The following is a 15,075-nucleotide window of genomic DNA, read 5'->3' as shown; positions in this document are numbered from 1 at the left end:
TCTTATCCCGAGCTGGGGTTATTTAGCTTGAACCACATATATTTTCACCCTTTTGGGACAAGTTTTTTATAAATTACTTGACACCTAGACGGCTAAAAGATAATTTTCTCACATCGCCCGCACTTATTGCGGGCTTTTATTTTGCTTTTATTCATATTTGCAAAGGCAAAATAAACAGAAGAGGCGCGATGCTTAGGTAGTTAGTGTGAGGTGACGAGACCAATGACCACTAGTGAGGGAAGTATTCGCCGAGGAGAAGCGTTGCTCGTCGCGACGATTCTTCGGTTTACGAGGCTGAATCCTCGGAACTGTCACCGTATTGGTGGAGAGCTTCTGGCAAAGGTCATTTCAAGCGTTCGTCTTTCTAGAAATCCCATGCCGAGTTCTCCTTATAAAATTTGACTGTGCCATCGGTCGAGAGGAGAGAAAATGAATTCGCAGTATGTTGTAGCCAAATTTGGCGGTACCAGTGTCGCTGACTTTGAAGCTATGTCTCGTTGTGCTCACATTGTTCGTGACAATCCATATGTTCGAGTAGTGGTTGTTAGCGCATGTGCTGGCGTAACCAATCACCTTGTAACGCTAACTCAACAAAAGGAAGATGAAGCCGGGCGCAAAGCAGTTGTTGCAGCGGTTGAAAAGATACAGCAAGCGATTATCGACAAAGTATCTTTGGATGCTGATCTTGCTGAAGGTTACAAACAAACATTTTCTGAATTTGAGAGTTTAGCCGGTTTGCCTGCCTTGAGTCGGCAACAATGTGATGAGGTGCTGAGTTTTGGCGAGCGTTTTTCTTCCTACCTGTTCACGCAAATTTTAAGAAACCACAATGTCAAAGCATCTCGTTTTGATGTTAGAAAAGTACTCAAAACTGATAATCAATTTGGTAAAGCGAATCCTAATGTAGTTGCCACCCGTGAAGCTGCGAAGGCTAACCTTGTTAATTTGCTGGATGATAGTGTTCAGGTAACGCAAGGCTTTATTGGCTGCGACCAATACGGTCAAACAACCACACTAGGTCGTGGTGGTTCGGATTACAGTGCTGCACTGTTAGCAGAAGCGATAGATGCTTCTAGTGTGCATATTTGGACCGACGTAATTGGTATCTTTAGTACAGACCCTCGCTTGTGTGAAAAAGCGAGGCCAATTCCTCGTTTGAGTTTTGATGAAGCTGCTGAAATGGCGACATTTGGTGCAAAAGTGCTACACCCAGCAACTATTTTACCTGCCAGCCGCAAAGGGATCTCAGTGTTTGTCGGGTCGAGCCGCGATCCACAAGCAGGAGGAACTTGGATTGAAAAAGAAAAAACTGCTCAAGCGGGGATCCGTGCAGTAACTCAACGTAAGAACCAGATCTTACTGACACTGAAAAGTCCCGAGATGCTATTGGCAAGTGGTTTTTTAGCTCGTATTTTTACAATCTTAAGTAACTACAACATTTCGGTTGACTTGGTCACTACTTCAGAGATAAGCGTTGCGCTGACGCTTGATAATGCCCCAAACGCATCTCGTCCAGAGCTGGAGCAAGCGTGCCTAGATGAGCTAGGGGAGTTTTGTCATGTCACAGTTGAAAACAATCTAACACTAGTTGCAATGATAGGCTCAGAGATCCAGCTCCGACAATGCCAGTTGAATTTAATGGATGTGTTATCTCAGTTTAACATTCGACTAATATGCCATGGTGCAAGCAAGCACAATTTGTGTTTCTTGGTGGAACAGCAGGAGTCTGATCAAGTGGTACAATCAATTCATGCCAAATTATTAGAAGTAGCATAAGTAAATTTATTGCCTGTACTGCACTAATAAAAAAGTTGCAATATTTGCTCAGTGATGGCACTTTATCAACAGGATACTTGGGAGTGCCATTATGAATTATAAAGACGTCTACGAGTTCTGGTTTGTTGAATGTACAGAAGCTGATTGGTGGAAAAAGTCAGCAGATTTTGATCGCATCATCAAAAATCGCTTTGGTATCCTTCATCATATGGCGCAGCAGGGAGAACTTTCAAGTTGGCGTACATCGCCCGTTGGGGCACTGTGTGAAATCATTATATTAGATCAATTCTCCCGCAATATCTTTAGGAATACTCCAGAAGCGTTTGCCAGCGATCCATTAGCATTATGCTTAACTCAACATGCTATCGAAAAAGGCTATCACCAACAACTTAATGACACTGAATTAATGTTTTTATATATGCCACTAATGCACAGTGAAAGCGCGAGCATACATACATTAGCACAGCAATATTTTAAACCTTTGCCCAATTACGACTTTGAATTGGCGCACAAACGTATAATCGACAGGTTTGGACGCTATCCGCATCGCAATGAAATTTTAAAGCGAGCATCAACCGAGGCCGAGCTAGCCTTTCTCAATACACCAAACTCGAGTTTTTAAGCTCAACCCCATTACACTCGCATTTTTAATGGAAGTACGTATAATCAGCCGTCTACAAAAATAATGATTGATTTAAGACATGGCTCATACGCGCGATGGATTTCAAAGCCGGCTTGGCTTTGTGTTGGCAGCAGCTGGCGCGGCTGTTGGACTTGGAAATATTTGGGGTTTCCCGACTCAGGCTGCAAACCATGGGGGCGGCGCCTTTTTGTTGGTTTACTTTGCGGTAATTTTTCTACTCGCATTACCTGCGCTTTATACTGAGCTGTATTTAGGCCACCAGGCGCAAGCAAACCCAGTTAAAGCACTCAAAACTGCATGGCGTGAGCGCAGCCCAAAGGTTGGCGCTGCAGCCGGTTATATCGGTCTTGGCGGTGCTATCGTGATGTTAAGCTTCTACTCTATTGTGGCAGGGTGGATGTTGTCTCATTCTCTTGATCCATTAGCACAAATGGCTGAACTGGATAGTGTGCATGCGTTTCTTAGTGGCGATTCGATACTTAGAAACTTCCTGTTCACACCACTGATGCTTCTACTTACGGCTAGTATTATCCTCAAAGGTGTAAAGTCTGGTATCGAAGCGTGGTCGCGCAGGTTAATGCCACTGTTACTTTTACTCTTGGTTGGTTTGATAGCGTATATGGCTACGCTTGATGGTGCAGCAGAAGGGTTTCGAACTTATCTTATCCCTGATTTTGCTAAAATTAGCGATCCCGATTTGATCATTGCTGCAATGGGGCAGGCGTTTTTCTCACTATCGCTGGGTGTTGGCTGCATGATGATTTATGGTTCATATTTAAAGCCTAATGAAAATCTTCCCAAGTTGACCTTCAGCGTTGCAATGTTAGATACAAGCGTTGCGTTTTTGGCAGGCTTATTGATTATTCCCGCTATTTTCGTAGCGCAGCAAAATGGCGTTCAAGTTTTTCAAGATGGCAAGTTGATTGGTGAAGGTCGGTTAATTTTTGCGATTTTACCAGAGCTATTTGCGAATATGGGACAAGTTGGATTACTGGTCAGCCTCACCTTTTTTGTACTGATGTCTATTGCTTCAGTTACGTCCACCATTTCTTCTACGGAGATCCCGGTTTCGTTTTTGGTTGAAAACCACGGCTTTAAACGCAAGCAGGCAACTTGGTTGGTCACATTGGTGATTTTTATAGCCTCAAGCACCATTATATTGAACTTTGACTGGTTGTTTGAGCTTGTGATCAGCTTGTTTACTCAGTATCAGTTGCCGCTAATGGGACTTTTTTACTTTGTTACTGTTGGTTGGGTGTGGAAGCGAGGGAATCAACTTCACCTTGAATCTCGTGGTGCACATTACTGGTTTGCGCAGTATGTTAGGTTTGTTTGCCCAATTTTAATGACAGCTGTGTTTATAAACGTGGCGATAGCAAAGTAGTAGTCTTTGTAATCTATAACTAAAAATGGGAAGCAACAGCTTCCCATTTTTATCTGAGTAATACGTCATCTCAATTAAGTGAGCTATTTTCTCGCCTCAAATAGACCACTTAATTAAGAAAATTGGTATAAATTCGCCTTGCCTATAGGATGTAGTTACCTTAGCGGGAGCGGTGTTTTCGCTAAAACTCTATGGCTAGACAAGGAAAAAACTAAGTTGTGCTCTAGCTACAAAGAGTTGGAACATTCCTTATCCAAACCTCAGGTCAGTTAAAAGTCTCGCGGAGAGACAAACTCTCCAGCTTGAATACTTTCATAGGTTCTTTGCGCGAGAGAATCTAGATTACCTAACTCTTTACCCATGGCTGCTAATTGATTCGTTACCGGAATAATGTCTATTTCTTCCACGCCAGATAGCTGGGCAACCCGGGCAAAGGTGTAAGCGTGTTTGTACTTTTCATGTTTATAAAAAATGCTCACAAGCGACGAGTAAACCTCAGGGTTTGGTGTTTCGCCTCGCTTGTTTAACTCTAATACTCGATACAGAATATCGACCGTTTTGTTATCATCTACTTTGGCATAAAATTCAGCTAAGAATAGCTGGATCTCTGCATCATTTTGCACCCTAGGGTCATCCTGCATATTGAGTAGTTTGTTCATGGCAGCACGATCATTATTTCTGGACCATTGGTAGTAGAGTAACCCAGGGTGGTTACTATTTTTTGTTTCCTGGTAGATGCGGGTCATTTCTTTTAATGCTGTAAGGTGTCCCTCAACGCGTGAGGTCGTCTTTTCTTTTAATTTGATATGTTCAATTTTGGCTGCGAGCGCAACACATTGGTTGTAGCGTTCCAAATCTTTCAATAATTTATACTTGTTATCGTCGGTAGGAGACTTGTATTCATGATAACGGGCATAAATCACTTCTGCACGTTCATCTTTACAATGACTGTCCTTATTTAAATCCTCACAAAACCCGGGTGTTTCACTACACACTTGTTTCAAGGTTAAGGTATCGTCGCAACCAGCCAATAGTAATGCTGCAAAAACTAGCGACTTTTTAAACGCCATAGTTTGACCTCAATGATTTTTTATAATTATAGGCTTTGCAGCCCAAATAAACAGGGTAGAGCTAATGGTCGACTAGTTTAGCGCAATGAATTGTTCGGTAACAGTGGAGAATCGCGACAGTTTAAATTAGAATAGCTGTGCCCAAAAGGGCTATCCGTTCAAAGAAAATTGTTTATTAGGCAGAAAAAATGACCTTATCTCACGAGCAAGAATATCAAAATAGCTGGCAAGAGCGTCAAGATTATGCAGAAAGCATGCAACCCCTAATCGGTCGTCTATACCGTAACAAAGGCGTTGAAATCTCTGTATACGGTCGTCCTCTTGTAAGTGCAAGCACCATTGATGTTATCAAAGCACACAAAACAGTAGCGCGTTTTGAAGAGCGTAAACTACGTCTTCGTGAAAGCTTTCCATTCTTAGAAGTGATCAGCAAAATGGAATTAGCACCGGGTCGCGTTGACCTTGGTAAGCTAGCTTATGCCTACATTTATAAAAATGCAGGTGAAGGACGCTCAATCGAAGAGTTTTTAAATGCAGAACTTGCAGAATTACTAAACCAAGGCGCACGTCCAGAACCTCGCGACGTCGTTCTTTATGGTTTTGGTCGCATTGGCCGTTTATTAGCACGCCTACTTATCGAACGTGGCGGCTCTCACGCTGATTTACGCCTACGTGCAATCGTTGTTCGCGGTGGCCGCGATGGTGATCTTGAGAAACGTGCAAGTTTATTGCGCCGCGACTCAATTCATGGTCCTTTCAATGGTTCAATCACAGTAGACCATGAAAAAGGTGCGATCAAAGCAAACGGTAACTACATTCAAGTTATCTACGCAAACTCACCTGAAGAAGTGGATTACACAAAATACGGTATTGAAAACGCACTTATCGTAGACAATACAGGTGTTTGGAAAGACGAAGATGGCTTAGGTAAACACCTTAAGTCAATCGGTGCGTCTAAAGTGCTACTTACAGCACCAGCTAAAGGTGACATCAAAAACATCGTTTATGGTGTTAACAACTCAGACATCCAATCTGAAGACAAGATTGTATCAGCAGCAAGCTGCACAACTAACGCAATCACACCGGTATTAAAAGCACTTAACGACAAGTTTGGTATTAAGAATGGTCACGTAGAGACTGTTCACTCTTACACTAATGACCAAAACTTGATTGATAACTACCACAAAGCTGAACGTCGTGGTCGTAGTGCGGCATTGAACATGGTTATTACCTCAACGGGTGCTGCTAAAGCGGTTGCTAAAGCACTTCCGGAGCTTGCTGGTAAGCTAACAGGTAATGCAATTCGCGTACCTACACCAAACGTATCAATGGCTATTCTTAACCTTAATTTAGGTAAAGAGACAACAGCTGAAGAGTTAAACGAATTCCTTCGCGAATCTTCACTTTACTCAGAGCTACGCGACCAAATCGATTACACTGCGTCAACAGAAATCGTGTCTACAGACCTTGTAGGCAGCCGTTATGCTGGTGTTGTTGACTCTCAGGCTACTATCGTTGATGGTGACCGTGTTGTACTTTACGTTTGGTACGATAATGAGTTTGGCTATAGCTGTCAGGTTGTACGTGTAATGCAGGATATGGCAGAGGTTAAATTCCCAAGCCTACCTCGCTAACATAACAATTTGCGATAAAAAGCCAGCACCAGCTGGCTTTTTTAGTTTTTGAAATAAGTTGGTTGTGGTAGGCTTGCAAAAATAGGCTAGCTACAATTAGCTAACAAAATGTTATCTGCTAATTTTGAACACGAAAGAGAAAATTTCGTCACACTACCCCGTGATTTACTTTCTTGAAAGTGGATAGAAGTTATACCAATTAGCAACAATACTTGATCAATTTGAAGGGGTACATCTGACGCTAACTGTGTTAAAAATTTTGCTATTTAGAGCAACTGAAATAGCAAAATTTTTGCCTTGCCTACTTGGATTTAGGTATCTTGACAGTAGCAGGATGTGGCAGCGGAGTTATCGACATGATTTTTTCGCCTCAAAGTAGACCACTTAGTTAAGATAATTGGTATTAGTTTGGTAACTGTGTATTTACACAACAATTTTTAACTTACTTAGGGAAACCTATGCGCATTACGAGCAATTTCGATAGTGGGAATATCAAGGTAATTAACGCGACATCACCTACAGATATCCAACTAGAAATCAATAAAGACAATGAATCTGATTTTTTCCAGTGGTTTCATTTTAGACTTGAGTCTACACCTTTCATAGAGCATAAAATTCAAATTAATCAGTTACTGGATTCTGCTTACCCAGAAGGTTGGGATGACTATCAAGCAGTTGCATCTTATGACCGTCAAACTTGGTTCCGTGTACCAACACGCTATGAAAATGGCACATTGACTATTGATTTTGAACCAGAGTGCGCGCACACGTATTTTGCATATTTTGCGCCTTATAGTTATGAGCGTCACCTGGACCTCGTTTATTGGGCGCAGTCACATGATGCCTGTGTCGTTGAGACATTGGGTCAAACGTTAGACGGAAGAGATATGAGTTTGCTGACTATTGGCGAACCATCACCAGAGAAGAAAAAAATCTGGATAACCGCTCGTCAGCACCCAGGTGAGACAATGGCAGAGTGGTTTGTTGAAGGACTACTTCACAAACTACTTGATGACGAAGACTCTCATGCCGCTGCACTTTTATCAAAAGCCGTTTTTTATATCGTGCCAAATATGAACCCAGATGGCAGTGTACGTGGCCACCTTCGCACCAACGCAAAAGGCGTTAACTTAAATAGGGAATGGCAAACACCAACTCTAGAACAGTCACCAGAAGTTTATTACGTGCTTAATAAAATGCGTGAAATAGGGCTGGATATGTATCTAGATATTCATGGTGATGAAGCTTTACCGTATAACTTTGTTGCGGGTAGTGAAGGTATCCCAAGTTACGACGAGCGATTAGCGCGTTTAGAAGAATCGTTTAAGGCGGCACTGTTAACCATCACACCTGAGTTCCAAGATGAATTTGGTTACGATAAAGATGCACCGGGAGAAGCAAACCTTACCGTGGCCTCATGTGCTGTGGGTGAAACGTTCAAGGCGTTGGCTTATACTGTTGAAATGCCGTTTAAGGACAATGCAAATCTACCAGACCCGTACTTTGGCTGGTCAGACCGACGTTCATATCAATTCGGTCAAGACACGTTAGCGGCAATCCTAAACGTAGTTGATGACTTAAGGTAAATACAAGAGCGGGTAATCATGGTTGATTACCCGCTTATTTTTGTATGATTGTAAAAACAAATAATTAACATAAAGACGTTTTAAAACACCTCAACAGGGTGTAATAACAACAATAAAGGGGAATAATCGTGGATGCGTTAGGCAGCTTATTAGATAGCTTAGATGGGATGTTAGGTGGTTCACCTTGGTTCCCGTATGTGTTGCTGGGGGTTGGTTTATTTTTTACCATTTACCTGAAATTTCCACAAATACGATATTTCAAACATGCGTGTAAGGTGGTGACGGGAAAATACGATAAAAAAGGCCTAGAAGGGGATACCACGCACTTCCAAGCACTGGCAACAGCACTCTCTGGTACGGTTGGAACAGGTAATATTGGAGGGGTGGCTCTGGCGATTTCAATTGGCGGGCCTGCGGCACTCTTTTGGATGTGGATGACGGCATTTTTTGGTATGACAACCAAATTTGTGGAAGTGACCCTCTCTCACAAATATCGCGTGCAAACAGATGATGGCACAATGGCAGGGGGTCCTATGTATTATATGGATCGCCGCCTGAACATGAAATGGTTAGCGGTGTTATTTGCAATCGCGACTGTTATCAGCTCATTTGGTACCGGTAGTTTGCCGCAGATAAACAATATTGCACAGGGCATGGAAGCGACCTTCGGTTTTGCTCCGATGGCCACAGGTGCAGTGCTTTCAATTCTACTAGCGCTTGTTATTTTAGGTGGTATTAAGCGTATTGCAGCCATTACATCTCGTATTGTACCACTGATGGCCGCTATCTATATTTTGGGATCTTTTGCAGTTATCTTCTACAACATTGAGAATATTGTTCCTTCGTTTCTTTCTGTTTTTACTGATGCGTTTACGGGCTCAGCGGCTGCAGGGGGCTTCTTGGGAGCTTCTTTTGCCTATGCGTTTAATCGTGGCGTAAACCGTGGCTTATTTTCTAACGAAGCAGGTCAAGGCTCTGCACCCATCGCGCATGCTTCGGCAAAAGCCGACGAGCCAGTGTCAGAGGGGATGGTTTCTATTTTAGAACCATTTATCGACACCATCATTATCTGTACCTTGACTGGACTTGTTATCTTGTCCTCAGGTGTGTGGACTGAAAAATTCGAAACTCACTTCGAGCGTTCATCAATGATTATTCTCGATGGTAAATATGACGAGTCTAACCAGCAAGACCGAGAAGCTCTATATGCTTACTTAAATGGTAAAAAAGAGCACAATGTAAAACCATTTAATGGCGAAATTGAAGTTGTACAGGGTAAAGCAGTAACGGAAAACTTCACGGTTATCCATTCGCGCTCCATTGGCGAGAAAGTACGTTTTGGTATTACTGAGCGTCACAAATACACTGGAATTGTTGAGGTGAAAAACGGGTTACCAACAGACAATAGCATAAGCTTGATTGGTCACTCGCTGGTTCATTCTGCTGAATTAACAACTAAAGCATTTACCAGAGGCTATTTAGGCGAAAATGGTAAATATATTGTCTCTATTGGTTTGTTGTTGTTTGCATTTTCTACAGCAATTGCGTGGTCTTACTATGGTGACCGAGCTATGATTTACCTGCTAGGTAGCCGCTCTGTTATGCCGTATCGAGTATTTTATGTGGCGGGTTTCTTTTGGGCGTCGTTTGCAGACACAACTCTGGTTTGGAAACTTGCAGCGGTAGCAATTGTTGTAATGACCCTACCTAACCTGTTTGGTATTTTCCTGCTACGAAAAGAAATGAAATCTTCGGTGAAAGATTACTGGGAAGATTTCAACAAAGAACACAAACAGTGAGCGAATTTTAATTAAAATTATCTTGTCATCTAAGGACAAGGCATCGCAAAGGTAGTAGAATAGGGCACTTCACAGGTGCCCTTTTTTGTATAATGGAGAAGTAACACGATGGCAATAGCACAGTGCCCCAGCTGCAATAAATCTATTTCCTCCAAACACAAGTCCTGCCCTCATTGTGAAACCAATTTAGCAGACTTTTCTCAAGAAGACAGAGAAAGAGCAGCCTCTAGAAATCGCGTCAAGCGTCAACAAACAGTGATGAATTATTCATTTATTGCACTGATCCTAGTGCTTGGCGGATTCTTATATATTTATTGGCAACAGCCTGCGCCTAACTCCTTCGAAATGATAGCAAGTAAAAGCGCGATAGGTATTGGCACGGTTTGGTACTTAATTAATCGAGTAATACTCGTTATTTTGAAAAAGAAAAAGTAGTAATGAATGTAGATAGCTTAGTTCAAAATATTACCCCAGAAATATTCGAACGTTTGCAATATGGTGCAGCGACGGGGAAGTGGCCTGATGGTACGCCTCTTAGTGAAGCCCAAAAAGAGCAAACGGTTCAGTTGGTGATGCTATACCAAGCAAAGGTAGTCAAATCCAACGAACAATTCACCATAAACGAAAAAGGTGAGATGGTGCAAAAATCCAAACGCGAATTACAACAAGAATTCAAAGCCGATAATGAAATAGCTAGGTTCAGTGAAAATGATCTTTAAACACCTTTTTACACCGAAATGGAAACACCCTAAAGTAGACGTTCGTTCACAAGCGGTAGACAAACTAGATCTAAGTAAAGATGCGACATTGCTCCACACTCTAGCGCTCGAAGATGAGTCTGCGCAGATCCGGAAAAAGGTTCTTACCAGAGTTAATGATCTGGGGCTTTGGTGGAAAGTTTATAAGCAAGATAGTGAGCTTAAAGAACTGGCAGAGCAAAAAATATCTAGTGCTGTTATCAACCAAGATAATGCGCTGCTGCAAGAAATTCGTGAAGAGTACATAGAGCGCTATGCCCCGGTGAAAACGCTCGAAAAAGTTGCTGTGCGTGAAACAGACTCAAGCAATAAGGTTAAACTGCTAAAGCGCTTAGCAAATACGTCATTAATTGAAAAGACGTTTAAAGATGGTGACGAGTCACTTCAAGCATTAATGCTTGATCTTATTTATCAGTACAGTCTTGAAAAATCTGTATTAAAGAGCGCTAAAGGTAAGGCACTAGGAGCCATTGAGCATGCGCTTGAGCAACAGCGGCTAGCTAAAGAGATGCCAGCACAAGTGGCTGAGCAAACACGAGTTGTACTTGCGAAACTTAATGCGCTACGAGATAAAGCCGATTTTGAGCAAGTGAATACACAAGCAGAGCAGTTGTTTGCACAGTGGCAAAGTATTGAGCTTAAATGGCTTGACGAAGAGACGGTTGCGACACTTGATGCTAAGTATCAGCTTGTTTCAGAAAAACTGCACCGTCATTTAAAATCGTTACATGCAAAGCACCAAGCCTTACAAGAGGAGCTAAAAGCTAAACAGGATCAAGCACTTGAAATTGCCGAGTTCACTGCTGAGTTGGAGGCAATTGAAAAGTCAGTGGAAGTTGCATGTTTAGCTCTGGATTTAGCACCACATGCAGGTCTTGTTGAGCGCGTAGAGATGCTAAGAAGCAAGATGGCATCTGCACAGTACGTCAATACTACTGACCTAAAAGATTTGCAAAGTAAGTTAAATAATATTGAACGAGATTTATCAAACTTGCCAAGCATAATCGAAGCTAACGAAATGTTTAACCAGGCATTAAGCGCGCTTAAGGCTATCGAAGCACCAGATGCTATTGAGCAACTCGATGCACAAATGCAAGCTCAAAAAGATGCGTATGTGGTGGTAAGAAAGTCCCTAGATGCCTTACCAAAAATGCTACAAAAACCAGCTAAAGTGCAACTTGCAGAGGTTAGCCAGACATTTATGAGCGCTATAGAGCCTCTTAAAGCTGAGCAAGATAAAGCCTTGAAAATCGCTAAGAAAAAGGCACGAGATGTACAACGGCTCATTGATCAGGGTCGCTTCAACGTGGCATTCGGCGTTTTCAATGGGTTTGTAGAGCAGTATGAACTACTCACACCACACTACAAAAAACAGCTTGAAAGTCAGCATGACAGCTTGTCTAAAGCATTAAATGATTTAAAAGATTGGCAGAAATATGCAGCAACGCCAAAGCGTGAAGCCTTATTGAGTGAACTTGACAACAAGTTACAAGAAGAGGATATCGACCCGCAGAAGCGTGCTGAAGAGGTTAAATTACTTCGTGCACGCTGGAATGAATTAGGCCACGTAGAGAGCGACGAAGAAAAAGCACAAGCGGTGCTATTTGATGAAAAAATAGAATTGTTATTCGCTCCTTGTAGAGCATATTTTGCTGAACAAGAAGTCCTTCGTGAGCAGGCTAAAGAAAAGCGTGAAGCAATTATAAATGATGTAGAGGCTTTATTAGCTTCACTTCAAAGCGAAAATAATGATTGGCGAGAGGTTGAAGCGCAATTTAACCGTCTTGCTAAAGCATGGAAGAGTGCAGGTAATGTTGATGCTAAGGTATATCAAAAGCTGAATGCCACTTACCGTCAACATCATCAAGCAATTTATGAGCAGTTAAAAGCATTCCATCAAGGCAATGCTGTTGAAAAAGCAAAACTTGTTGAAATTGCCGAGCAGCAACTTGAGTCGGATGACTTAGCGGCATCTTGTGAGCTACTTAAGTCGCTTCAAAAACAATGGCAGCAAATTGGCTTTGCAGGTGCAAAACAAGAGCACACATTATGGAAAGCGTTCCGTGCGCATAATGACGCTGTATTTGAAAAGCGCAGTGCCCAATATGCTGAGCAAAAAGCACTCGAGAAAAGTCTTGAAGCTGAACAGCGTCAGCTGTTAGCTGAATTAGACAGTAAAGTGATTGAAGCCGTAACACAAAATGAGCTGATAAACATTCGCGAGGAGTTAACAGCGACATCAGTGGTAGCTGCGCTTAAACAAGAGAAAAGCCGATTGCTATCACAGGTAAAGTCAAAGCTAGATGACTTATTTTCATCGCAACGCCGCGAAAAATTTAACGAGTTGGTGAGTGCTGTTGAAAACGGTGACGTGATCCCTGCAACATGGCAGGGAAGCAATAAAACTGAACTGACTGCTCAACAGTTAATCTTGCGACTTGAAATACTAACAAATCAACCGACCCCAGCGCAGTGGCAAAATGATAGAATGTCGCAACAAGTTGCGATGCTTGATGCTAAGCTGCAGGGAGAGGAATGTAGCCTTGAAACCTATTTGGTCAGCTATTTAGCTGAGGTAGACCAAGATACCTTAAAGAGCGCTAAAGATAGATTACTGGCAATCTTAAACGCATGATCAATAAAGCCCATTTAACCACAGGTTAAATGGGCGTCTTCTGTACGCTTTACTTTTATCACACTGAAATTGTCTTAGTACTTGCTTAGTTTTAAGAAGCTAACTAAGCAAACTATATTACATAAAAACAATGTGTTAGCTTATTGTTTAGTCTGATCACAGGTTAATGACCTGTCACGTGTTTTGCTTTTAATAACTTCGCAAGCTCAATGGCGTCCTCAATTGCTTTTTGCTTAGAGTCTTGGTGCCTTTGGTCGTTAAACTCTTGATACTCAGATGCGATTTCGTAAAAATTGTCAGCACCTAGGTAAGGAGAAAGTTGCTCTATATGACTGCTTAAATGGTTTAAATGGTGCTGTGTTCCCCCTTTTTTAAACTCGCACTCTCCCCATGATGCTAACAAGACGACTGACTTACCGGAGAGTATTGGTAATAGCGGCTTGTCGCCTCTGGCTAAATCAAAGCTAAAAGTCTGGTTGACCCTAATGACCAGATCAAACCATGCCTTCAATACAGCGGGCATACCATAGTTGTACATAGGGCTTGAAATTACAATAACATCTGCATCTTTGACTTCTTTTATAGCTAGATCTGATGCCGCAAGGATCTGTTGTTGCTCCTCACTCAAGCTATGCTTTTCGAATGCAGCAGCAAGAAAGGCTTCGTCGATAAAGGCGGGTTGATGAATCGAGAGATCTCGATGCACTACCTCTACATCTAGCAGATCAGCCGATAGCTCATTTAAAAAATGTTCGCCCAGCATCCGTGAAATAGACTGATGTTGCGGTTTATGGTCATTATACTTTCTTGCACTTGAACTTATGTATAGAATGTTTTTCATTAGTTATCTCCATTTATTAATTAAGCTTATTCTCTTGTTAATAAAGCTTTTTAACAAATGAGAAGATTGATTAGATAGATGAGGTTAACTTAACTATAGGTTCGTTATGCTTAAAAATTTACCATCACTAAACAACATTAAGACTTTTGCTATAGCTGCTCATCTGATGAGTTTCAAAGAAGCTGCGAAAGTACTAAATGTTACGCCGACCGCGGTATCACATCAGATCAAGGCCCTTGAATCTCATTTGAGAGTACCACTATTTGAACGCCATACTCGTGCAATTAAGTTAACGGCTCAAGGTCAAGCACTGGCCAAAACGTGCTTTGATACACTAAATACATTGGACAATGCGTTTGTTGAGTTTAGTCCTCGCCAACGGGACTTGCTTATTTCATGCTGTAATTCATTTGCTGCGTTGTGGCTAGCGCCAAAGATGGGCATCATCACGAGTTTATTTCCGCATCAAAAGGTGGTGATTTGTGCAAGTGATAAACTCATAAACTTAAATGAAGATAAGCATATAGATATTGCACTCCGTTATGGGCATAGTCAGTCTAACGCCGAAGAAACATGTTTGGTCACAGAACAAATAGGCGGTTATTGTAGTTTAAATTATCAACCACCGGTTGGCAGAAAGCCGGTACTCTTTGTTACACATTGGCGTGATGACGAGGGGTTAAAAAATATTCCTTGGAAAAACCATGTAGATGAAAATTTATATGAAGTTCAGTACTTTGAACAAGAGCACTTTGTATTGCAAGCCGCACTGGCCGGACAAGGGGTTGCCTTAGTAAGCAATGTGCTGGCTAGATCTGCGGTTGAATGTGGCTGGTTAAAGCAATATGAAAATATACCGAGTTTTGTGGGATACAGCTATTGGTCAAGAAAGACAGCTCACCGTCGAAATTCATCAGAATTACATCAATTTTCAAATTGGCTCGAAAAA

General features: G+C 41.9%; 12 protein-coding genes and 1 riboswitch. Of the genes, 10 read left to right on the top strand and 2 right to left on the bottom strand.

Going from position 1 to position 15,075, the window contains the following annotated elements:
• Window positions 1–170 precede the first annotated feature (170 nt).
• A riboswitch (Lysine riboswitch) is annotated at window positions 171–341 on the top strand.
• Between the two features lie 88 nt (window positions 342–429).
• The 3 genes from lysC (at window position 430) to D9603_RS17165 (ending at window position 3,803) form a co-directional block, all read left to right on the top strand.
• Window positions 430–1,776 carry a lysine-sensitive aspartokinase 3 gene (gene lysC / locus D9603_RS17175; protein WP_128732242.1) on the top strand — a complete coding sequence of 449 codons (1,347 nt, stop codon included), beginning with the start codon at window positions 430–432 and terminating at the stop codon, window positions 1,774–1,776.
• A gap of 91 nt (window positions 1,777–1,867) precedes the next feature.
• Window positions 1,868–2,398, top strand: a complete 531-nt coding sequence (locus D9603_RS17170) for a DUF924 family protein (RefSeq protein ID WP_128732241.1) — start codon at window positions 1,868–1,870, stop codon at window positions 2,396–2,398.
• Between the two features lie 79 nt (window positions 2,399–2,477).
• Entirely contained in the window at window positions 2,478–3,803 is a 1,326-nt protein-coding gene (locus D9603_RS17165; RefSeq protein WP_128732240.1) for a sodium-dependent transporter, read from the top strand.
• A gap of 269 nt (window positions 3,804–4,072) precedes the next feature.
• Here the strand turns inward: D9603_RS17165 and D9603_RS17160 are convergent, their stop codons facing one another.
• On the bottom strand, window positions 4,073–4,873 hold the full coding sequence (locus D9603_RS17160; protein ID WP_125254393.1) for a DUF2989 domain-containing protein: 801 nt from the start codon (window positions 4,871–4,873) through the stop codon (window positions 4,073–4,075).
• 188 nt (window positions 4,874–5,061) lie between these two features.
• Here D9603_RS17160 and D9603_RS17155 point away from each other — a divergent pair, with 188 nt between their 5' ends.
• From D9603_RS17155 to D9603_RS17130, 6 genes are all read left to right on the top strand, one after another.
• Window positions 5,062–6,507 (top strand): glyceraldehyde-3-phosphate dehydrogenase, encoded by a 1,446-nt coding sequence (locus tag D9603_RS17155; RefSeq protein ID WP_125254392.1) that lies wholly within the window; start codon window positions 5,062–5,064, stop codon window positions 6,505–6,507.
• 458 nt (window positions 6,508–6,965) lie between these two features.
• A complete protein-coding gene (locus tag D9603_RS17150) occupies window positions 6,966–8,093 on the top strand; it encodes a M14-type cytosolic carboxypeptidase (RefSeq protein ID WP_128732239.1) in 1,128 nt (375 codons plus the stop codon).
• Between the two features lie 128 nt (window positions 8,094–8,221).
• Complete coding sequence (locus D9603_RS17145; RefSeq protein ID WP_128732238.1) at window positions 8,222–9,892, top strand: AGCS family amino acid carrier protein; 1,671 nt, start codon at window positions 8,222–8,224, stop codon at window positions 9,890–9,892.
• A gap of 108 nt (window positions 9,893–10,000) precedes the next feature.
• The gene (locus D9603_RS17140) at window positions 10,001–10,327 is read left to right on the top strand and encodes a hypothetical protein (RefSeq protein ID WP_125254389.1); all 327 of its coding nucleotides are present in this window, start codon (window positions 10,001–10,003) and stop codon (window positions 10,325–10,327) included.
• A gap of 2 nt (window positions 10,328–10,329) precedes the next feature.
• Complete coding sequence (locus D9603_RS17135; RefSeq protein WP_125254388.1) at window positions 10,330–10,611, top strand: DUF1315 family protein; 282 nt, start codon at window positions 10,330–10,332, stop codon at window positions 10,609–10,611.
• The gene (locus D9603_RS17130) at window positions 10,601–13,285 is read left to right on the top strand and encodes a DUF349 domain-containing protein (RefSeq protein ID WP_128732237.1); all 2,685 of its coding nucleotides are present in this window, start codon (window positions 10,601–10,603) and stop codon (window positions 13,283–13,285) included. The genes D9603_RS17135 and D9603_RS17130 overlap by 11 nt, the downstream gene beginning before the upstream one ends.
• 163 nt (window positions 13,286–13,448) lie before the next feature.
• Here D9603_RS17130 and D9603_RS17125 read toward each other — a convergent pair whose 3' ends face one another.
• Entirely contained in the window at window positions 13,449–14,126 is a 678-nt protein-coding gene (locus D9603_RS17125; RefSeq protein WP_128732236.1) for an NAD(P)H-dependent oxidoreductase, read from the bottom strand.
• Between the two features lie 106 nt (window positions 14,127–14,232).
• On the opposite strand from D9603_RS17125, the gene D9603_RS17120 reads away from it, so the two are divergent.
• The coding region (locus D9603_RS17120; RefSeq protein WP_128732235.1) for a LysR family transcriptional regulator at window positions 14,233–15,075 on the top strand (843 nt) is incomplete at its 3' end.

The organism is Pseudoalteromonas sp. PS5, assembly GCF_004103255.1.
GTDB lineage: Bacteria > Pseudomonadota > Gammaproteobacteria > Enterobacterales > Alteromonadaceae > Pseudoalteromonas > Pseudoalteromonas peptidolytica.
Note: the sequence above shows the minus strand (reverse complement) of the source record. Positions and strands in the feature narration are given on the sequence as shown.

What these genes read in the sequence shown, in the direction of transcription:
- lysC (WP_128732242.1), top strand. Translation starts at nt 430, where the DNA reads ATGAATTCGCAGTATGTTGTAGCCAAATTTGGCGGTACCAGTGTCGCT.
- D9603_RS17170 (WP_128732241.1), top strand. Translation starts at nt 1,868, where the DNA reads ATGAATTATAAAGACGTCTACGAGTTCTGGTTTGTTGAATGTACAGAA.
- D9603_RS17165 (WP_128732240.1), top strand. Translation starts at nt 2,478, where the DNA reads ATGGCTCATACGCGCGATGGATTTCAAAGCCGGCTTGGCTTTGTGTTG.
- D9603_RS17160 (WP_125254393.1), bottom strand. Translation starts at nt 4,873, where the DNA reads ATGGCGTTTAAAAAGTCGCTAGTTTTTGCAGCATTACTATTGGCTGGT.
- D9603_RS17155 (WP_125254392.1), top strand. Translation starts at nt 5,062, where the DNA reads ATGACCTTATCTCACGAGCAAGAATATCAAAATAGCTGGCAAGAGCGT.
- D9603_RS17150 (WP_128732239.1), top strand. Translation starts at nt 6,966, where the DNA reads ATGCGCATTACGAGCAATTTCGATAGTGGGAATATCAAGGTAATTAAC.
- D9603_RS17140 (WP_125254389.1), top strand. Translation starts at nt 10,001, where the DNA reads ATGGCAATAGCACAGTGCCCCAGCTGCAATAAATCTATTTCCTCCAAA.
- D9603_RS17135 (WP_125254388.1), top strand. Translation starts at nt 10,330, where the DNA reads ATGAATGTAGATAGCTTAGTTCAAAATATTACCCCAGAAATATTCGAA.
- D9603_RS17130 (WP_128732237.1), top strand. Translation starts at nt 10,601, where the DNA reads ATGATCTTTAAACACCTTTTTACACCGAAATGGAAACACCCTAAAGTA.
- D9603_RS17125 (WP_128732236.1), bottom strand. Translation starts at nt 14,126, where the DNA reads ATGAAAAACATTCTATACATAAGTTCAAGTGCAAGAAAGTATAATGAC.